Source organism: Flavobacterium ginsengiterrae, assembly GCF_039539785.1.
Lineage (GTDB): Bacteria > Bacteroidota > Bacteroidia > Flavobacteriales > Flavobacteriaceae > Flavobacterium > Flavobacterium ginsengiterrae.
In genome coordinates this window covers 369942-393353 of record NZ_BAABDU010000003.1, presented here as the reverse complement: position 1 = coordinate 393353, position 23412 = coordinate 369942, and the positions used below count along the sequence as shown (strand labels likewise).

The 23412-nt window shown below is 35.8% G+C and carries 7 protein-coding genes; 4 read left to right on the top strand and 3 right to left on the bottom strand.

Translation table 11 applies throughout. From position 1 onward, the window contains the following. The first annotated feature begins 23 nt into the window (after positions 1-23). The gene (locus ABD859_RS04495; protein ID WP_345140832.1) at positions 24-1193 is read left to right on the top strand and encodes a beta-ketoacyl synthase N-terminal-like domain-containing protein; all 1170 of its coding nucleotides are present in this window, start codon (positions 24-26) and stop codon (positions 1191-1193) included. A 61-nt stretch (positions 1194-1254) separates the two neighbouring features. Here ABD859_RS04495 and ABD859_RS04490 read toward each other — a convergent pair whose 3' ends face one another. The 3 genes from ABD859_RS04490 to ABD859_RS04480 form a co-directional block, all read right to left on the bottom strand. After that, positions 1255-4311 (bottom strand): DUF7507 domain-containing protein, encoded by a 3057-nt coding sequence (locus tag ABD859_RS04490; RefSeq protein WP_345140829.1) that lies wholly within the window; start codon positions 4309-4311, stop codon positions 1255-1257. A gap of 137 nt (positions 4312-4448) precedes the next feature. Continuing rightward, positions 4449-8663 carry an Ig-like domain-containing protein gene (locus ABD859_RS04485; RefSeq protein WP_345140826.1) on the bottom strand — a complete coding sequence of 1405 codons (4215 nt, stop codon included), beginning with the start codon at positions 8661-8663 and terminating at the stop codon, positions 4449-4451. 401 nt (positions 8664-9064) lie between these two features. After that, positions 9065-9541: a regulatory protein RecX gene (locus tag ABD859_RS04480; protein WP_345140823.1), complete on the bottom strand. Its 477-nt coding sequence runs from the start codon at positions 9539-9541 to the stop codon at positions 9065-9067. Positions 9542-9830: 289 nt separating this feature from the next. Here ABD859_RS04480 and ABD859_RS04475 point away from each other — a divergent pair, with 289 nt between their 5' ends. The 3 genes from ABD859_RS04475 to ABD859_RS04465 form a co-directional block, all read left to right on the top strand. After that, on the top strand, positions 9831-15476 hold the full coding sequence (locus tag ABD859_RS04475) for a T9SS sorting signal type C domain-containing protein (RefSeq protein WP_345140820.1): 5646 nt from the start codon (positions 9831-9833) through the stop codon (positions 15474-15476). 155 nt (positions 15477-15631) lie between these two features. Further along, on the top strand, positions 15632-19483 hold the full coding sequence (locus ABD859_RS04470) for a calcium-binding protein (RefSeq protein WP_345140818.1): 3852 nt from the start codon (positions 15632-15634) through the stop codon (positions 19481-19483). A gap of 621 nt (positions 19484-20104) precedes the next feature. After that, on the top strand, positions 20105-23412 hold a 3308-nt coding region (locus ABD859_RS04465; RefSeq protein ID WP_425554226.1), incomplete at its 3' end, for a beta strand repeat-containing protein.

Below are 23412 nucleotides of genomic sequence, written 5' to 3'. Positions count from 1 at the left end.
ATTTTGAAAATAAATTAAATATTGTGGATACATCAAAAATTGCCATAACTGCCTTTTCTTCTATTTCTCCGTTAGGGAATAACAGCGATGAAGTATGGGAAAAATATCTGGACAAAAAGCATTGTTTTACAAAGCAGTTTTTAGATGGCCAGGAAACTTATGTTGCGTCTTTAGATGCTTATTCAAAACGGATTGTTGATGAAATACGAGAATCAGATATTCGATATAAATTTTTGGATAATTCTGTTTTGTTCGCTTTGGCTGCTTCCCGAAAAGCGGTTAAAGATGCGGGTTGGAAAAAAGAAGATATCTTCGGAATAAATATAGGTTCTTCGAGAGGTGCAACCGATTTATTTGAAAAGCATCATAGAGAATATCTGGAAACAGGAAAAGCTCAGACTTTGGCTTCTCCAACTACAACTTTAGGAAATATTTCATCGTGGATTGCGCATGATCTGCAAAGTTCTGGTCCTGAAATTTCACATTCAATTACATGTTCAACCGCGCTTCATGCACTTTTGAATGGAATAGCATGGCTAAAATCAGGAATGTCCGATAAATTTTTAGTTGGCGGAAGTGAAGCGCCTTTAACAGATTTTACAATTGGACAGATGCGGGCTTTAAAAATATATTCCCGCTTAAATCAAGATGTGGATTTCTGGCCCAATTTAGCCTCAGATTTTGAGAAAACACAAAACACTATGATTCTGGGTGAAGGAGCTGCAATTTGCTGCTTAGAAACAGGAGAAAAGGAAAATGCTATTGCTTATATTACGGGTGTTGGTTTTGCAACTGAAATTTTAGAACACAATATATCAATTTCTACGGAAGCTGACTGTTTTCAAAAATCCATGAAAATGGCTTTAAAAGATGAGGATTTAGAAACTGTAGATGTTATTGTTATGCATGCGCCCGGAACTATAAAAGGCGACTTAACAGAATTGAGAGCGATTGAAAAAGTTTTTGGTTCATCTGTACCTCTGTTAACGACAAATAAATGGAAAATTGGCCATACGTTTGGCGCATCAGGAATGCTGAGTCTGGAGTTAGCATTGTTAATGATACAGCATAATATTTTTATAGAAACGCCTTTTTTAAAACAGAAAGACATCAATAAACCGATAATAAAAGTGCTTGTAAATGCTGTTGGTTTTGGAGGAAATGCAGTTAGTATTTTAATAGAAAAAGCTTAAATAAAAAAATCCATTTGTCAATCAAGGCAAATGGATTTTTTATTTGGTTTAAAAAGTGTCTTTATTTGAAAATCACTTTTCTGTTTACTTCAGCATTGTTTTCAAGAGAAACTTTTACAAGCAGCACCTGATCACCTGCCTGAAGGTTTACGATTGAAAGTTCTGTACTGCCTACTTTCTTTTTATTGTAAATCAGTTTTCCTGTAATATCAAAAACAGAAACTTCTTTAATATTTTCTTTTGCAGAAGTTACTTTGATCACTTTGTCTTTTACCGAAATTAAAAGTCCGTCTTTTACATTCTCAAAATCATCGTTTCCTAATGTTTTATTGGTGTAGCGAAGTGTAAAACGATCTGTAAAAGTTCCGGCTTCTGTTTTAAAAGTATAATCAGCTGTTTTTAAATCAGAGATGATGCCTGTTTTTTTGTCTTCCAGATATACATTCTGATTATCGAAGAATCCATCAACATGGTCAATCGAGATTTTGAAATCTCCGGCAATTGTTGATTTATATCCTAACGGGATTATGTCACTGTCCTGGAATGGAAGCGCACGCGCCTGGATAGAGAATTTAACCGTTTCACTGATGCTGTAGAAATCTATATAGCTGTTTCCGTTGAAACTTGCCGCATCGTAATTTAAATCCTGTCCGTTTGTGGCTCCTTCTATATAACCCACCAGCATTTGTTTAAAAGCACCTTCGGCATTTGATAAATTCAGCCATACACGGTTTCTTTCCAGATTTTCTGTTTTGGCTGTTTTGTAGAAATTGCCGTTATTACTGCCCACTCTCATATCATTGGTAAAGGTAATGCTGTTTGTTACCGGTTTGGCAAAGAATCCCTGTCCGGCAGCAATGTATCCGGTAGGAAGTACAGCATCTCCTCCTGTTTTAATACCTCCTGATAAGTTAAACGCCGCATAATCGGAAGAAGCGTATTTGTATTTACCGCTTCCATCTCCGGCAGGAGGCGTATTATGAGTCCATAAATAAATGGTTCCAATATTGGTGTCGCCGATAAGCTTAATACCGTTTATAGCCGAAGGATAAGGGTTTCCAAGTAAATTGAATTTATTTGGAACAGTTGTTTTAGGCACATCTCCATTAGCAGGCACTCCTATAAAAGAAGCGGTCTGTATACTTGGTGTAACAATATCAAAATTCTGAGGACCTCTCACACTGTATCCTTCTCCGGGTTTCATGGTTAATCCTCCGCCAAAATGAATTACCCAGCTGAAATCAGAATCATAACTTGTGTATTTGTCAGCAAGGGTTAATGGCGACATATTGAAAAGCGTGAAGTTTGAATCCAGTGTTAATGGCGATGACCAGTAAGTATAATCATAACGGCGCACGCTGGTTTCTCTGATGTAGGTAATGTTTCCTGAGTTAACTGCGTTTTTATTTGTCTGAACTAAACTTGAATTGTTGTTGAAGGTTAGTGAACTTCCAGAATTAACGGTAACCGCGTTAATAACATTTAATGTAATTCCTGTTGGAACAACTAAATTTACAGGAGAGTTTATGGTGCAAGAGCACGCATCCATATTTGCTGTAAAAGTATAAGGACCAGTAAAAACTACACTTTTAGTTGTATTCGGATCGCCATTTGACCATCCGGTTCCATTCCATGTTGTTGATGATTGGTTTGTGACACTAACCGCTGCACTTGCCGGCGATTTACACCCAGCTGCGTTTGTAACCCTAAAAGTATAACTTGTCCCAGCTGCAAGACCAGAAATCGTTGTGCTTGTTCCTGAACCATTTGTTATTTGTCCATCGGGAATTCGTTGTATTTGCCAATTTCCAACCGACGGAAGATTATTTAAAACTACTGTTCCTAAACTGGTGCAAGTGGTATTTACTGTTGTTCCAATTGTTGGTGGAGCTAGTAAATCTATTGAGGTTGCAACATCATTGTTAAAAGCTGTACCCGAAATATCTTCAACAACATTCAACGAAGGATCTATTCCAGTTACTTTTGCTGAATTTATCACTCTTCCTGCTGTTACATCGGCAGCAGTAACAGTATAGGTACCTGTCAATGTTGTAGTTGCTCCCGGTGCTAAAGATGCAATAGTGTTTCCAGTGGTATAAGTAATAGGCTTAGGATCTGTAATATGAATATCTGTAATAGGAACTTCTCCAGGATTTTTTACTTCAAAAGTATAATTAATAGTACTGCCTTCTACTGCGCATGAAGAGATAGAAGCTGTTTTTAAAAGCTGTAATTCTGCAATTTTTAGCGAGTTTGTATTAAAAGCGATAAAAGCACAATCTGAACTGCCTGAAAAAGTTACTACGAAACGATCTACTAATGCCGCATTAGAAGCATTAATATCAAACTCACTTGTTTCAATTGCAATCATTCGGAGTTCTCTTGTTGCTGCCGGAGTAAAAGCATAAGTACCGTTCATATTAAATAAATCGAGACTGTATGTTCCCATTGAAGGGGTTGCACTGCTAAAGGTTATAGATAATTCTCTTCCCACAGTATTTCCTGATGCATCAACAAATTTAAATTTATCCGCAGTTCCTCCATATTCAGCAACTTGAGTTACAACCAAATCTGGTGTTCCATCATTAATTCCTGCTGTATTAAGATTGTTCGTCCCAATTTTAAATTCTGCTGTACCTGCTTTTATATTGGCTACACCAGTTCCTAATGATAATCCATTAACCCCATCAGTTAATCTGGCCGCTAGTTCGGCACCTGTTGCAGAAGCTCCTAATAGAGCTGGTTCTAATCTGGTAACAGTATTTGATCCGTCGATCATAGAACCTTGCAAAAAGTAAGTGCTTGTTGTTGATCCTAAAGTCTGGATTTTTAATGCTCTAAATTTTTGTTTGTTATAAATAACAGAATGTGTATCAAGAGCATTATCATTAACGCCTGTTGAATAGGTTTTACCATTCCAGCTAAAACCAATCAGATTGTTTTCAAGATCTGGACGATTACCTGCAACGGTTGAAGAATTTGATGTCCAATAGCCTCTCCAGTCTGTATAAATTCTTGATACAGTAGATTGACCAAAGCCATTTGCAGATATTAAAAAAAAGATGAATAATAATTTTAAAAATAAAGAACGGGTAAACAAAAGTGATTTTGGGCACATATTGGTTTATAATTTTTTGGTTGATTTGGGCTAAATGCGTGTATTTTATTAATATTTATTTATAAATTATGAAATGTTATTACATGGAAAAATCCGACAATGTTCGTTGTCGGATTTTTACTATTTTATTATTTTTACTATTTAAAAATCACTTTTTTAGTTGTTGTATAATTATTTTCAAGAGTGATTTTTACTAACAGAATCTGATCGCTTGATTGTAAATTTGATATAGAATGTTCTGTTGTTCCAACTTTTCCTTTTTGATATATAACTTTTCCTGAGATATCAAATAAGCTAACATCTTTAATGTTTTCTTTTGATGATGTTACTCTGATTACTTTATCTTTTACAGAAACTAAAAGTCCACCATCAACATTTTCAAAATCATCAGTTCCTAATGTTTTATTTGTGTAACGAAGTGTGAAACGATCTGCAAAAGTTCCTGCTTCTGTTTTAAAGTTATAGTCTCCTGCTTTTAAGTCAGAGATAACACCAGTTGTTTTATCTTCTAAATAAACATTTTGATTATCGAAGAATCCGTCAACATGATCGATTGAAATTTTGAAATCTCCGGCAACTGTTGATTTATATCCTAACGGAATTACATCGGCGTTGTCAAACGGAAGTGCACGTGCCTGAATAGAGAATTTAACTGTTTCATTGATGCTATAAAAATCTACATAACTGTTTCCGTTAAAAGATGCAGCATCATAATTCAGGTCTTGTCCGTTTGTTGCACCTTCTATATAACCAACCAAAGTTTGTTTGAAAGCACCTTCTGCATTTGATAAATTAAGCCATAAACGGTTTCTTTCGAGATTTTCAGTTTTAGCCGTTTTATAGAAATTATTATTTCTATTACCAACTCTCATTGCATTTGTATAAGTGATACTTGTAGTTATAGGTTTAGCAAAAAATCCCTGCCCAGCTGCAATGTATCCTGTCGGACCTGTGGCATCTCCTCCATTTCTAACACTTCCTGATAAGTTAAATGCGGCATAATCTGCAGAAGCGTATTTATATTTACCACTTCCGTCACCAGCTGGAGGTGTATTATGAGTCCATAAATAAATGGTTCCAATATTGGTATCTCTGATAAGTTTGTAACCATCTATTGCTGATGGATAAGGATTTCCAAGTAAATTAAATCTATCCTTAACAACAGTTTTGGGAACATCTCCATTATTAGGAATTCCTTCAAAAGAAGCTGTTTGTGTAGACGCAGTAACAATATCAAAATTTTGAGGACCTCTCACACTATATCCTTCTCCTGGCACCATATCAACTCCACCGCCATAATGAATTACCCAACTGGCATTTGGATTGTAGCTGGTGTATTTGTCTGCAAGTGTGTTTGGAGACATTTTGTAAAGCGTAAACTTAGAATCCAGTGTTAATGGTGAAGACCAATAGGTATAGTCATAACGACGAACTACCGTTTTTCTTTCCATTACAAAATTACTTACACCACCTTGAAAAGCACTTGATGTAGTATTATTTTGTAACAAAGCACCACCATCACTTATAAGTAATTTTCCTGTTCCTTCTGTAATTAACGCATCATCAATTGTTAGTGTTCTGTCTTTTGGGACTGTTAATGTAACACCTGTTTTAACAGTACAAGAACAAACAGTTAAGTCTGATGCTAAAGTAGTGTTTGAATTAATTGTTATTGCAGTTCCCGGTGCAGGAGTTGTTGATCCATCATAATAAACAGGAACAGTAGTAAAACTTACTGCAATGTTTGCATCACCACCTCTTTCGCCTAAACGAACTTCAATTTCTGATGTTGAATTTAAAGTATAGGTACCAACAGTACTTGCTGCAGTTGTATATCCATTTTGAAGAAAAATTCTTGTTCCGTTAAGATAAATCTCTCCAACATCATCACAGTTTACTAACTGTATCTGATAACTACCGCATGGAAAACCTTTACGTTTGTAAGTAACCGTAAAATCATCATCACTTATAGGTGCACCTTGCCAACCAGAAGCGATTGAAGGGGATTTTGTTTTATTCCAATATGTTTGTGAATTAACATTAGTGTTTGTGTCTTCATAACTACCAGCATAAGAATTAGCAGGTATATTTACTGTCGTTGCTGTATTTGAACCTGTAATATTTACAGTAGTAAAACCATAAACATTCCATTTGTTTATACCGAAAGGAAGTGCAGGATTTCCTTTTATTGGTGCATAAGAAAAAGATACTCTTGATGATCCGGCATTTTCGTAATATTCTAAAACAAAATTATGTGTTCCAACCGTTAAGTTACGTAAAGCAGCATATTTAACATAACTATTACTTCCTCCCCATGAAGCTGTTGCAAGCCCCGTTACTAAAACACCATCAACATATAATCTCACACCATCATCTGCCCCTATTGTAAAATTATATATTTCTTCAACAGTCGTGTTAACCTGCATATAGTAACGAACAAGAGCATAATCACTTGGCACTGTCCCACAAAAGTTATTAGGCTCAACAGTCGTATCACCTGAAATAGTTCCTGTACCAACATTACGATCAAAATTGGCTTTTTCTGCTATTGATCCTACATACGTAGTTGCCGCTGGTGTAGTATTATTTGCAAAAGTATAAACATATCCTTTCCAATAATTATTTCCCGCAGTTGGTGTTGCTGCGCAAATAGCAGCTGTTCCATTTATGTAAACAGTTGCTGATGAGTAATTTGAATTTGCATTACGAAGTGTGTAGGTAAATGATGTAGTTCCTAAAAATCCACTTGATGGAGTAAAAGTTATTTCATTTGCTGCATTAACAGTAGCAGTTCCATTTGCTGGCTGTGTTACAGTTATAGGTTGTAAAGATGATTTTCCAACAACATCATTTTCTAAAACTTTAATCGTGATTGCCTGATTAACCGGAGTACTTTTATAATCATTATTTGCTAATAATGTATTAACATCCTTTATTGTACCTGTTATTACAGGTCCAACGCTATTTCCATTTCCGTTTAATATTTCAAAAGTATTGTTAGTACTGTAAGCATATATTCTTATATACATCGTTTGATTATACAAAAGAGGACTTATATCCGAAGCAAAAGTATATGTTACAGTTGTCCAATTATTTGCCGTATTTGCTCCATTTACCCAAACTCTAACATCATTTTGAAAATTACTGTCTTTAGAATAAACTACTCTAAATTTTCCACCGTTATTGCGATATGTAAAACTAAATTGTTTCAAAGTCAGTTCATGATCCTGATCAGGATTTATTTTAAACTGAATATATTTATTGGCATCATAACTTCCTCCATTTTGTTCAGGAGTAGGCCAGGTTCCCTGCCAGGTTCCAGTTTGAAAAAAAGCACTTGTTGTATTTTCATAAATATACCCCATAGAAACATTATTTGCTGTTATTGGAGAATTAGGATCTACATAGGTTTTTGTAATTGGATTAAAACTATTTCCTGCTCCATTCCAAAGTGATAAATTTTCATCAATATCATTAGCAATGTTAATCCTTACTGTCGCTGTTGAAGTTTGTGTCCCATCAGAAATGGTATAACTGAAAGTAGAAGTACCTGTAAAATTTTGTGCCGGATTAAAAGTAATAGTCCTATCAGGGTTAATGATTGCTGTTCCTTGTGATGCTGTTGGAGGTGTCGTAATAGTAAGCGAAGTAACATTCTCCTTTTTTACATCATTTTTCAAAGCATTAATATTTATGGCCAAATTTGTCTTTGTGTTTACATAATCATTAATTGCTAATATTTTATTTGAATCAAAGCTTGAAACGGCTCCTCTAATTAATGGTACAACGTTTGAAACATTAGTACCCGTTCTAATCTCAAACGTATTCCATGTACTATAAGAGTAAATTCTAACATATACAGTTTCATTATCTAAAACGGGATTGATTTCTGTAGAAAATGGCAAAGTATAAGTTGTCCAATTACCTTGGTTAGCTGTTTCTGTTAGTAAATCTTTTACATCAGTAGTAAATGAAGAACTTTTAGAATATTTAATTCTAAATTTTCCAGATCCAGATCGGCATTGGAATGTGAAAGTACTTAAATCTATTTTATTACCCGAATTAGGTTTTATTGCAAATTGAATGTATCTATCTGGATTGTACTCACCTCCAAATTGTGAAGGATTTGGCCAAGGTCCTGTCCAATTTCCTGTACGATAGAAAACATCTGTGTCGTTTTCATAAACGTATTCCAAACTTGCTCCTACTGCAGTTACAGCTTGTGCTGAAACATTAGCTGAAATGTTTGTCGCAGCATATCCAGAATTTACCGCATTCCACTTAGCAAGATCAGTTTGTGCAATACCAAAAAATGGAAGTAAAAATAAAAATAAAAGTAGAGTTTTTTTCATACTAGATGTTTTTCTATCAGTTTGTTATGCTGGCATAGTTTTTCGAACCGAGCAAATATAGATACATCTACGTGTTTGATTTTATTAAGGTTTTTACAAGTGGCATATAATCGATAAACTGGTGAAATAATCGACGAAATGCATGCTAAAAATTAACAATTAATGGAATTTCTTATAAAATCGCTTTGTTAAAAATAGGAAAAATCCGTAATATAATGGTTTTTCGACTGTGTTTTTCAATAGAATATTCGAAAAAACGTCAGGTTTGGTGAAAATTTCTTAGAAAAGCAATATTTTACAACTTAAGGTTGTTTTTTATTACGTAAGGAATTTAGGATGTTTATTGAGTGTAATTTATTCATGAAAGAAAAACAAATTATAGGATTATTTCTTGCTTTTTTTCACTCTTGATTTTGTTCCAGCTCTTTCACTTTTTCATAAACCAAATCACTTTCATACCCACGACGAAGGATATAATCACAAAACTTTTTACGTTTTTTTAATGCATTTTTTTCGTGAATAGAATTCCAGCATCTTTCAGAAAGATTTTCAAAAGTTTGAAAATATTCTTCTGGTGAAATTTCTTTTAATGCAAGTGCAATATTTGTTGAAGAAATATGACGAGCTTTTAATTCGTTTGTAATTCTGATTTTTCCCCAAGATTTCATTCGATGTTTTCCTCTCGCAAAACTGCACGCAAAACGAGTTTCGTTTAAAAAATTTCCTTCAATGAGTTGAACGACAATTAAATTGATCTCATCTGAGGTCATTTTTAAGCTATAAAGCTTTGATACAACTTCATCATGACAACGCTCTTGATAAGCACAAAAATGCTCCAATTTCTGTAAAGCTTCTTTTGGAGTATAAATTTTATCCATGTGTATTTCCTTCTTTTTAACTTTAATTGCTAAAAATAAACAATTAACTGTTAAATTTTATGATAATTTATTTACAATTCTTAAAACCCATTCCTTAAGGGGTTGTTTTTTATTCCAATTTGTAATAGTTTTGTGGGGAAATTCTGTTTGTTAAACTGTTTGATATATTAAACAGTTATTAATAAGATTTTTAACAATTTAACAGTCAAAAAGTCCGTTTTGTGAAAAACGAAATTTCTGATTTTTTATTTGAATTTCGCCCCAAAAACAATAATTTAATACCACGCCTATGACTAGAAAATTACTCTTGATCGTTTTTAATTTATTTCTTCTTTCTTATAAATTTTATAAAGAAAGATTTTTTAAATCAAGTTTGAGTTTTATGTGTTTTGGAATGTTTTTAGTTTCCAATCTTGGGTTTAGTCAAATTTTGCAGAGAGGCTCTTCTACCACATCTTCAACAGCAACATCAACTTTAGTCATTAACAGACCTTCGACTGTTTTAGAAGGAGATATATTAATTGTAAATATTGCTCAAGTAGGAAATGGTACATTAACAGCACCTACTTCATCTGGCTGGCTTACAATTGATGGAGCTAATCTTGGTACAAATGGTGGAACAACTAGGAGAGGTACCGTTTTATATAAGGTCGCTACTTCTTCTGAACCAATAAATTATACATTTAATGTTTATTCAAATATTACAGGTGCTGTAGGATCAATAGTTGCTTTTTATGGTGTTGACACAGTAACACCAATAGATGCGACAGGATCATTTAACACTGTAAATAATAGTACAACTGCTGTAACCGCAGGAAGTCTTACTACAACTATTAATAATGCAGCAGTAATTATGTTTGGACAGACGGCTAATTCTTCTCCTACATGGAATGATAATAGTTGGAGAACTGGTAGTCCAGGATCATTAACTTTAGCTGAACTATATGATAATCAGGAAGGAGCAGGGATTGGTGGAGACGTAAGTGTGGGTGCTGCATGGGCAATCAAGACTTCAGCAGGTAATACTGGTACAGGAATGGCAACTATGTCTGGAGGTCAAAGAAATGGAGGACTTTTAATTGCTCTAAAACCAAAGGTAGCTTATAAAAGTCAAATAATATCGACTAATACAGGATCTACCAATTGGTGCCCAGGAGAAACAAGAAATGTAACAGTTACCATAAAAAATGTCGGAACAGCAACTTGGACAGATGGTCCTGTTGGAAGTGGGATTCCTGATATTAATATTGGAATTAAATGGAATTATAAGGCAAGTAATGACAGTTGGTCAGATTACCACATTAGGACTGATGCTGGAAATTTAGCACCAGGAGAAACAAGAACCTATACATTTTCTCTACCTGCAATAAATGTTGGAGGAAGTAACAACGGAGATCTTTTAGATTCTGGAATAAACAATATAAGTTTTGATGTGGTAAATGAGGCAGTTTCTTGGTTTGCATGGAATATAAATGGGGTTGGACCAGGTAATGAAGCCTTTACTACAACAAATCAAACTATACTTGCTCCTCCGGCAAATAAAACTATTGCATCAACGTCTTCAACAGTTTGTCCTGGTACTGGAACTACTATTACAGTTGCTGCTTCAGAAATTGGCGTAAATTATCAATTAAGAAATGCCTCTAACGCAATTATTGGCTCACCAGTTGCTGGTACAGGTGGAACAATTAATCTTCCAACAGGAAACTTAACAAATACTACAACTTTTAATGTATTGGCTATTGGTTGTAGTTCCGTGCAAATGAGTACAACACCTACTGTTACAGTTACACCATTAGCAACAACATCTATTGGCACCTATACTTTTTGCATTGATAACACAAATACAATAACTACTGCAAGTACAAACGCTGGACAATATGCATTGATTAACGTTGTAAAAGGATTTACTTATACATTTAGTGTTGGTAATGTATTTGGAACGAATGAATATTTAACAGTGTTAGATGCTTCTAATGATTCTGCAATTATTAGTAATAATAATGCAAATGGAACAAATATAACTAATTGGATATCTACACTTTCTGGACAGATTAAATTAGTTCTTTCAGCTGGACCAAATTGCTCTAATAATGGAACTACTGGAGGTACTATGTCCTTAAATTTAGTTGGAGTAAACAATACACAGGATAATCAGTTGTTATCAGGAACTAATACATGGATAGGACATGTATATAATACTAATGGGGGACCACCAGCGACTAATGCTTACAACACTTCTTTGATAAATCCTAGTGGTTTATATGGTTATGTTGGATATTATACCAAACCTGAAATCTTTGGAACAGATAATTTTGGCGGTGATACGGTTTGCTTCTCCACACTATCAGACGGGGTTAACAGAGCTAATATTTATACTCAAGGATTTGGTGTAAGATACAGAATGCGATCTACAAAAACAGGATGCTACATGGTTACTGTTAGAGGTGATGATGGGGTTAGACTTTTTGTAGATGGCGTAAAAGTTTTTGATGCTTTTACAGATCATGTAGCCACAACATATGGAAATGTTATGGTTTATTTGTCTGGAAATAGTGAATTAGTTCTGGATTACTATGAAAATGGAGGAGTGAATGAAGTTTCTTTTGACATGGTAGCATTTGATAATTCTACAAATACCATTGTCCCTGCTTCAAGAATGTTATGTAGTGGAGGAACACAATTGCTTGATGGTTCGGCTTATTTATATAATGGAGGTACAAATTCTACAATAAGTTATCAATGGCAAAGATCAATAGATAATGCTAATTTTACAGATATAACTGGAGCTACATCTGAGGATTATACACCGCCAGCTCTAACTCCAACATCTAATACAACTTATTACTATAGAAGAACTATTTCTGCAACTGCATCTAATGCAAGTGCTTGTGTTTATTATAGCAATAGTGCTGTAGTGACGACCAGTCCTTCTGGCACTCCAGCGACTCCTGCAGCTATTACCGGTATAGCAACACAATGTCCTTCTGTAACAGGCCAAGTATATTCAGTGCCAATTGTAACAAATGCAGTGGTGTACAATTGGTCAATTCCGACTGGTTGGAATATAACTGCTGGTGCAGGTACTAACAGTATTACCGTTACAACAGGAGTTTCGGGACAAGGAGGAACGATTTCAGTGACAGCACAAAATGGATACGGAACAAGTACAAGCAGAACCCTATCAGTAACAGTAATTACAAACCTATCTGCTGTTAATGTGACTGGAACCACAACACAATCATTTTGTGTTAGTGGATCGGGGTCATTATTAACTGCCGGAGAGACAGGAGGAGGAACAATAACTTCCCGTCAATGGGGAAAACGCTCAATTCCGGGAGGCGTAATAACTCCAATAGCTTCTGCTACAGGATCAACTTACACTCCGACCGGAGCAAGTTTAGGAGCTGGAACATGGTATGTTGTATGTACTTCAACACCAACATGCGGAAACCCTGTTATTTCAAATGAATCAACTATTACTATAACACCAAATTTATCAACGGTTTCAATCACACCAAATGGTGATCAGGCGTTATGTGCATCAAATAGCGGAGCTCAATTAACAGTTGGAGAAACTGGAGGAGGAACAATAACATCACGTCAATGGGGAAAACGCTCTGCTTCTGGTGGTGTAATAACTCCTATAGCTTCTGCAACAGGATTAACTTACACTCCGACTGGAGCAGTTTTAGGAGTTGGAAATTGGTATATTGTTTGTACTTCAACACCAACATGTGGAAGTGCTGTTATCTCAAATGAAGTGAGAGTCGTTGTAAGTCCTGATATTACTGCAAGTGTAAGTATTTCAGCTTCACCAGCTGGAGCTATTTGCGCAGGAACATCAGTAACTTTTACTGCCACAGCAACAAATCAAGGAAGCAGTCCAACATATCAGTGGTATAAGGGGACAAACGCAATTCCTAGTGCTACAACAGGAACCTATACAAGTAATAGTTTAGTTAATTTAGATGCTATTTCAGTTGTTATGTTTTCTAATGCGTCACCATGTTTAACCGGAAGTCCTGCGACATCGAATACGATAACAATGACTGTTAATCCAACGCCAGCAGCACCAACCGCATCTGTAACATCGCAGCCAACTTGTGCTAATAATACTGGTACAATTACAATAACAAATCCAGCACCAGCACCTGGAATAACTTATAGTATTGATGGCTCTACTTACACAAACAACACTGGAATATTTGGTGGTCTTGCGCCCACAACATATAATGTAACGGTAAGAAATGCTAGTGGATGTATATCACAAGCCACATCTGTACAAGTTAATACGTCTGTTTCCAAAGTATGGAATGGGTCAGCTGATACAAAATGGAGTAATCCAGCAAACTGGACTCCAAATGGAGTTCCTGTACAGACGGATTGTGTTGTTATTCCAAATGCCCCTGTTAACAAACCTGTTATCGAAGGTACAAGTACAAACTTTTATGCACACACACTTACAGTAAATAATGCAACAACATTGACTGTAAATTCAGATAAAATATTAAACATGACCAACGAAATTACCGTAAACACAGGTGGCAGTTTAATTTTCAACAACAATTCAAGTTTAGTTCAGACAAATAAAAACGCAGTTAACTCAGGAAACATTACCTACATCAGAGAAACCAGCGTACGCCGTTATGATTATACTTATTGGTCATCACCATTAACACTGGCTTCAAACTTTACGCTTTTCAATATGTCGCCATTAACCCTTGCTGACAAATACACAAGTTATGATTCTGATGCCAGCTGGGTAATTCATTTTGGCGGAGGATTAACCATGAAACCTGGAGAAGGATACAGTGTGAGAGGTCCTCAGAATTTTGATATTGTTACACCAAGTATTCAGACAGCTTCTTTTATAGGAGTGCCTGCTAATGGAGATGTGCCTAAAACGACTGTTGCAAATAAATTCAATTTACTTGGAAACCCTTATCCTTCGGCTATAAATGGTATTAAGCTTATCGGTGACACCAATATTGGAACCATTTATTTATGGACTCATAATACGCCTCCTGCCGGAGATGGCAGCGGTAAATACAAGTACGCCTCTTCCGATTATGCGGCTTTTAACTTATCAGGAGGTATTAAAACAGGAGGAGATGCTGTACTTCCTACCGGATACATTGCTGCCGGACAGGGATTCTTTGCCAAACCGGTTACAAACAGCATTACCTTTACCAATGATATGAGAGTGGGCAGTAATAATGGAAACTTCTACAAAACAGCCAAAACAGAAAATCTGGAAAGAAACCGTGTATGGCTGAATTTATCAAATGCCGAAGGTGCTTTTAAACAAATGCTGGTGGGTTATATAGAAGGAGCCACAAACGGACAGGATTTAAATTACGATGCGGCAAGTTTCAACGGAAACAGTTATATAGATTTCTACAGCATCAGTGAAACGGTTAAATTCTCTATCCAGGCGCGTGCGCTTCCATTCCAGGACAGTGACATAATCCCGTTAGGATACAAATCAACAATTGCCGGAGATTTCAAAATCTCGATTGATCATGTTGACGGATTCTTCGATAATCAGAATGTATATCTGGAAGACAAAAAAACAGGCATCATCTCTGATTTAAAAACAGCCGATTATACTTTTAAAACAGAAGCCGGAACTTTTACAGATCGTTTTACACTTCGCTACACTAATAAAACATTAGGAAATGATGATTTTGAGAATGTAAAAGACGGACTTTTAATTTCTGTGAAAGACAAAGTGATCAAAGTAACTTCTGCAAAAGAAAGCATTAAAGAAGTTTCTGTTTTTGATATTACAGGAAAACTGATTTACAATAAAAAGAAAGTCGGCAGTACAGAACTTTCAATCGTAAACCTTCAGGCAGGTGATCAGGTGCTGCTTGTAAAAGTTTCTCTTGAAAACAATGCTGAAGTAAACAGAAAAGTGATTTTCAAATAAAAAAAAACACTTCTTAAACCAAATAAAAAATCCATTTGTCAATCAAGGCAAATGGATTTTTTTATTTATTTAAAAATCACCAAAAGTGGGTATTGCAGTTTTGTAAAAAGAAATTTAATTTCGGTTAATTCTTACAAAATTAGCAAATTTTCATTTTGATTAAAACTCTCATTTATACGCTTTTTTTTATTGGTTCATTTTCTCCGGCTTACATTTTTTCCCAGCAAGGTAAAGTTGATATAACATTTAATCCAATTGACGATGGATTAAAAGGAGATGGATTTGACGCAACAGTCCATGCTCTTTACCTGCAGTTAGATCAAAAGTTATTAGTTGGCGGAGAATATACAAGTCTTAATGGAAATGTTTCTTCGCACTTAACGCGCTTATTTCCTGACGGAACAATCGATGAAACCTTTAATACAGGGACTGGCTTTACAGGAAGCGTATATGCTTGCACAGTTCTGCCTGATGGTAAAATTATTGCAGCGGGTAATTTTACGGCTTTTAATGGAAATAGTGTAGGAAGATTAATTCGTTTAAATAGTGATGGAACATACGATGCTTCATTCAATACATCTATAGGTGCCACTACAGGAATTATTTATGATATAGCTTTACAGCCTGATGGGAAAATAATAATCGTTGGGAGTTTTACAAAGTATAATAATGTTACAGTAAATCGTATTGCACGTATATTGCCAAATGGTACTTTAGATACTTCGTTTGCAACTGGTTCCGGATCTTCTGTAAATATTACCAATGCAAGAATATTGGCTGACGGAAAAGTTTTAGTAACGGGCAATTTTACATCATTTAATGGATTTTTGAGTAATAAAATAATACGTTTAGATTCTAACGGAAGCCCAGATGCCACTTTTAATATTGGTGAGGGGTTTAATGATAATGTAAATGCGATTGAAGTCCAACCAGATAATAAAATTGTTCTGGGAGGAAGCTTTACATTATTTAATGGCGTTACAGCAAATAAAATAATTCGCCTTAATGAAGATGGTACTCGTGATTTAAATTTTACAGGAACCGGTTTTTCTCAGGGTGTAGTACAGATTATCAAAAGAGATAATCTCGGGAATCTTATGGCAGGTGGATCTTTCACCGGATTTTACAATGGAATTGATGTAAACAGAGTTGTTTTATTAAATCCTGATGGAACTATAAAAAATGATTTTGATACTGATCTGGGACCAGGAAATAATTCTGTTCTGGCAGTTGCCAATGATTTGGAAGGATCTTGGTATATAGGGGGATCATTTTCTGTTTTTGACGGACAAAATCAAGGAAGGCTTGCTAAGGTAAATGATGTTGGAGAATTGGATGTAAGTTATCTTTCGGCTGGTATTGGATTTGATAATTCGGTTTTGAAGGTTATATCTCTCGAAAATAAAAAGGAAATGGTATTTGGTAAATTCACAAAATACAATAACAATCCTGTTTCAAGAATTGCCAGACTTTTAGAAGATGGAACGTTAGATAAAACTTTCAATACAGAACAAACTGGAGCTAATAATTCAGTAACAACTGCAATAAAGCAGAACGATGGTAAAATTATTTTTGGAGGAAATTTTACAAAATATAATGATATAGTATGTAATCGCATAGCAAGAATATTACCAGACGGGTCTCTAGATAATACTTTTAATATTGGTTCTGGATTTAATGCACAAGTAAATGCAATAGCGATTCAGTCAGATCAAAAAATTATTATAGCCGGAAGTTTTGATCGATATAATAATACTTCTTCTCCCGCCAGAATTGTCAGGCTTTTACCAGACGGATCGCGAGATCCATCTTTTAATGTTAATCTTATTACAGACGCTCTTATTCAGGATGTTTTAACTCAGCCTGATGGTAAGATTTTAGTGGGAGGAAAATTTACGACATTTAACGGAAGAACTTGTTCTCGTTTAGTGCGATTAAACACTGATGGAAGTTTTGATTCTGAGTTTAATATTGGTGCAGGATTTGATAAAATAGTATACGCACTTGCATTGCAATCAGACAATAAAATAATTGTTGGAGGTACTTTTGTAACTTTTAATAATGCTTCTCAAAAACGAATTCTTCGATTGAATTCAAATGGAAGTTTAGATACAAGTTTTGAATCAGGAACTGGATTTAGTAAAGGAGATGTTCGTTCTATTTTAGTGCAGCCAGATGATCGTATTTTGGCTGGAGGTACATTTACGGGAACTTTCAAAAATACTGCAGTATCAAGATTGGTCAGACTTTTACAATCTGGTGATTTTGATCCGTCATTTGATGCTCGTTTAAATAAAAATCTCTACGCCATGAGTTCTACAGCTGATTATAGATTAATAATTGGAGGTGATTTTAACTCAATTTCCGGAATTTCTAAACACAGAATTGCTCGTCTCAAACTTTGTTTAGAATCAACAATCTGGAATGGAACTTCTTGGTCTAATGGATATCCTTCTGGGGGGAAAGAAATATTTTTTAAAGAAAACTTTCCAAGTCTGGTTTCTTCAAATGTCTGCAGCTGCAATATAGATAGGGGTAAAACGGTAACATTATTAAATCAAAATACACTGGAAATGGAGTTTTCGTACTCAGGTTTAGGAACTCTTATTTTAGAAGATGGAGCAAGTTTGTATCAATCAGACGATGATATCATAAATACAGGAATTATCTATTTAAAAAGAAAAACAAAACCTATTGTGCGTTATGATTATACATATTGGTCTTCTCCGGTTCAAAACCAAAAATTAATTGATTTTTCTCCCAATACCTTATCTGATAAATTTACTTCCTATAACACAGAATTAAAAAAGTGGGATATTGATCTGCCTTCAAATACAATGATTATTGGTAAAGGATATTCGATAAGAGGTCCGCAGGATTATTCAATAGAACAGCGATCGATTTTTGAAGGTGTATTTAAAGGAATACCCAATAATGGTAAAGTTGAGTTTAATTTAGTTGCCCCAGGATTATTCAGTTTAATAGGAAATCCATATCCTTCAGCAATCGATGCAGATAGTTTTCTAACGGTAAATAACTTAAAAACTTACGGAGCATTATATTTTTGGACTCATAACACACCAATAGTTAATTTTAAATACAGTTCAGATGATTATGCTGTTTATAATGTAATTGGCGGGATTAGTACTAAAGCAAAATCAGCAGGAGATGAAGAAACAGTGCCAGATGGAAAAATTGCATCGGGGCAGGCATTTTTTATAAGAAGTAACACTTCTGGAACTGTAGAATTTAATAATTCTATGCGAATAACAGGTCACAATAATATCTTTTATAAACCTTCAAAAGATGAAAATTTTAAAAAGTCAAATGAGTTGAATAAACACAGACTTTGGCTGAATCTCACGAATGAAAAAGGGATTTTTAAACAAATTTTAGTTGGTTATATAAATGAAAATATAAACTCTGATTTGCGATATAATGCAGAATCAATTAATGGAAACCAGTATGCTGATTTTTATAGCATTTATGAAAATAGAAAATTAGTTATTCAGGGGCAAACAATACCTTTTAAAGATTCGGATATAATCTATTTGGGATATAGAATTGCTGAGTCAGATGATATTACTATTTCAATCGATCATGCCGATGGAGAAATGAGCCAAAAAGAAATCTATTTATTTGATAAGATAAATGGAAACATTTGTAACCTGCAACAAAATAATTACACATTTAATAGTGATAAAGGAACTTTTTTAGAAAGATTTGAACTTCATTTTAGAAATGAAAATTTAGATGTTTCGGATTTTAAGAATAATAAAGAGAAAATATCAGTTTCAGTAAAAAACAAAATAATTGATATAACAACTGTAGAAAAAAATCTTAAAGCTGTTTACGTTTTTGGTATTAAGGGAGAATTACTTTATCAGAATAAAAATCTCTGCTCCAGTAAATTTGAAATTCGAGATTTGAAGGTCGCAAATCAAATTTTATTAATTAAAATTATTTTGGAAAACGATCATTTTGAAGTAAAAAAGATCATTTTCTAATTCTTCTGAATCTAAAAAACTAAAATTTAGATTGGATTTTTACACTTACTTTTCTTCAGCTACAATTAAAAATTTGATGTATTTTCTTTCATTAAACCTAGTGTTTTCGGGCGATTTCATAGATTAACATTTTTATTTTCAAACTACGATATTGATAATGAGAGTGTTAAAATTTTAATTTTAACTTTTGCGTCAAAAAAATATTGTAAATAAAATCGTACCTTGTAGTAAGCTTTAATCGACCTAAGTCTTAAAATGTCGTTTAAAAGCAATTTAAGCCTATCATTTATTTCGTTTTACTCTTAAAAATTTAGAGCTGAAATCCCAAGTTTCAGTTTTTTTATCTGCCTGAAGTTTTAAAAATTTCGTGTAAGATAGAATTCGATTATTAATTTTAAAATACCACCAATGAAAAAAAAATTACTTTCGACGCCCCGCAATTTTCAACATTTTAATCGATCTTTAATAGCTTTTCAATTGAATTATCTTAAAGCTATATCTTATAAAATATTTCTTCCAGTCTTCCTGTTCTTTTTATCTAATTTTATGTATGGACAGGCTACAATTACTCACACATTTGACACAAATAATTCAATCATAGTTCCAAATGGTTTAACTTCGATGAATATTCAAGCTTGGGGTGGCGGTGGATCCGGAGGTGGAGCAACCAATTTACCCGCACTTCAAGGACGATCTGGGTCTGGAGGTGGAGCAGGAGCGCGTGCCACAGCTACTATTACAGTTATCCCTGGAACTACTATATCTGCTTTAGTTGCGACTGCTGTTTCTGGAACGGCAGGAGCAAACGGTACTGCAGGAAATCCTTCAACAATTTCAGGATTTGAATCATTTATTTCCGCTTCTGGTGGTGCGGGAGGTTTAGGCAATATAACAGGAAACGCAAGTTATGCAGGAGGAGCAGGTGGATCTACAGGTGCTGGTACAGTAACTGCTGGTGGAAGTGGAGGACAAGGATTTACATCTGGATTAGCGGCATTATTTACATCTGGAGCAGGAGGCAATTCTCCTGGTTTTACCAATGGAGGAGCAAGTCATACTAGTGTAATTGGAGGAGTCAACGAAAATGGAAATCCAGGCGGTATACCAGGTGGAGGAGGAAGTGGCGGAATAATTACTAATACAGGAGAAGTTAGAGCAGGAGGCGCGGGTGGTGCTGGACGTGTTATTATTGGTTACACTTGTCCAACTTACAGCATTAATTCTACTTCGGCAGCGGGAGCCTGTGTTAGTACAGGAACTTCATTAGTGACTTTGACGGGACCTGCAGCTAATCTTCCAGTGGGAACTTATACAGTTACTTACAACCGTACGAATCCTACTGGTACAAACCTTACTGCAACTATGACTGTGAGCACTGCTGGAACGGCAACTTTTACAGCAGTTGGTTTTACTACAGTTGGAACAAGTACTGTTAGTATAGTTTCTATACGTTCGCAGGATTGTATATCAACAGTTAATTCAGGAAATAATTCAGCAAATGTTATAGTTTCCGCTCTAAGTGTTGGAGGATCAATTTCGGGTGGAAGTACAATTTGCAGTGGTGGTAACAGTGCTACTTTAACATTATCCGGACATACAGGTACGGTTCTAAGATGGCAGTATACAATAGCTCCTTTTACAACTTGGGTAGATATTGTAAATACTACATCTACGGCTTATGTTTTTACAACATTAACGCAAACTATACGATTTAGGGCAGTTGTAGCTAACGGACCTTGTGCTGAGGCCACTTCATCTGAAGCAATTGTAACGGTAAATCCACTTCCTCAAGGAAGTTTAACCGCCAACGGACCATTTTGTGTTACAGGTGCCGGCCAGCTGACTTTCACGGCAAGTGCAGGAACGGGACCATACACAGTAGTTTATAATGATGGCACTGCAGACCGAACTGTTACAGGCGTTGTGAGCGGTACGCCATTTAATACTTTTACGACTCCGGTTACCAATACAACGACTTATACATTGATTTCGGTAACGGGAGCAAATACCTGTGTTAGGAATACTGGATTTACAGGGCCTTCAGCAACAATTACCGTAAATCCTTTACCGCAGGGAAGTTTGACTGCCAACGGACCATTTTGTGCAACAGGTGCTAGTCAGCTGACTTTCACGGCAAGTGCAGGAACGGGGCCGTACACAGTAGTTTATAATGACGGCACAGCAAATCGTACAGCTACTGGTGTTGTAAGTGGTACTCCATTCAATACTTTTACAACTCCAGTTACAGGTACAACAACATATACATTAGTTTCAGTTACTGGAGCGAATACCTGTGTTAGGAATACTGGTTTTACAGGACCTTCAGCAACAATTACGGTGAATCCTTTACCGCAGGGAAGTTTGACGGCTAACGGACCATTTTGCGCAACAGGTGCGGGTCAGCTGACTTTCACTGCAAGTGCAGGAACTGGTCCTTATACAGTAGTTTATAATGACGGAACCGCAGATCGTACTGTCAATAATGTTGTGAGCGGTACTCCATTCAATACTTTTACGACTCCGGTTATCAGTACAACGACTTATACACTGGTTTCAGTAACGGGAGCAAATACCTGTGTTAGGAATACTGGTTTTACAGGAGCTTCAGCAACAATTACCGTAAATCCTTTACCGCAGGGAAGTTTGACCGCCAACGGACCATTTTGTGCAACAGGTGCCGGTCAGCTGACTTTCACGGCAAGTGCAGGAACTGGTCCTTATACAGTAGTTTATAGTGATGGCACAGCTAATCGTACTGCTACAGGTGTTGTTAGCGGTACACCATTCAATACTTTTGTAACTCCAGTTACAGGTACAACGACTTACACACTGGTTTCGGTAACGGGAGCAAATACCTGTGTTAGGAATACAGGTTTTACAGGAGCTTCAGCAATAATTACCGTAAATCCTTTACCGCAGGGAAGTTTGACGGCTAACGGACCATTTTGCGCAACAGGTGCGGGTCAGCTGACTTTCACTGCAAGTGCAGGAACTGGTCCTTACACAGTAGTTTATAATGACGGAACCGCAGACCGTACTGCTACAGGTGTTGTGAGTGGTACTCCATTTAATACCTTTACAACTCCTGTTACAGGTACAACAACATATACATTAATTTCAGTTACTGGAGCGAATACCTGTGTTAGGAATACTGGTTTTACAGGACCTTCAGCAACAATTACGGTGAATCCTTTACCGCAGGGAAGTTTGACGGCTAACGGACCATTTTGTGCAACAGGTGCTGGTCAGTTAACTTTTACGGCAAGTGCGGGAGCTGGCCCTTATACAATAGTTTATAATGACGGAACCGCAGATCGTACTGTCAATAATGTTGTGAGTGGTACGCCGTTTAATACTTTTACAACTCCGGTTATAGGTACGACGACTTACACACTGGTTTCAGTAACGGGAGCAAATACCTGTGTTAGAAATACAGGTTTTACCGGGCCTTCAGCAACAATTACTGTAAATCCTTTACCACAGGCAACTTTAAGTGCGGTTAGTCCTTTATGCGGATCAGGTGCCGGTCAGTTGACTTTCACCGCAAGTGCAGGAACTGGTCCTTATACTGTTGTATATACAGAAAATGGTGGAGTAAACAGAACAGCAACGGGAGTTGTGAGCGGTACATCTTTTACACCATTTACTACTCCGGTTACAGGAACAACCACCTATGCTTTAGTTTCCGTTACGGGAGCAAATAGCTGTGTTAGAAATACAGGTTTTACAGGAGCTTCAGCTACAATTACAGTGAATCCTTTACCGCAGGGAACCTTAAGTGCGGTTAGTCCTTTATGCGGATCAGGTGCCGGTCAGTTGACTTTCACCGCAAGTGCAGGAACTGGTCCTTATACTGTTGTATATACAGAAAATGGTGGAACAAACAGAACAGCAACGGGAGTTGTAAGCGGTACAGCTTTTACACCATT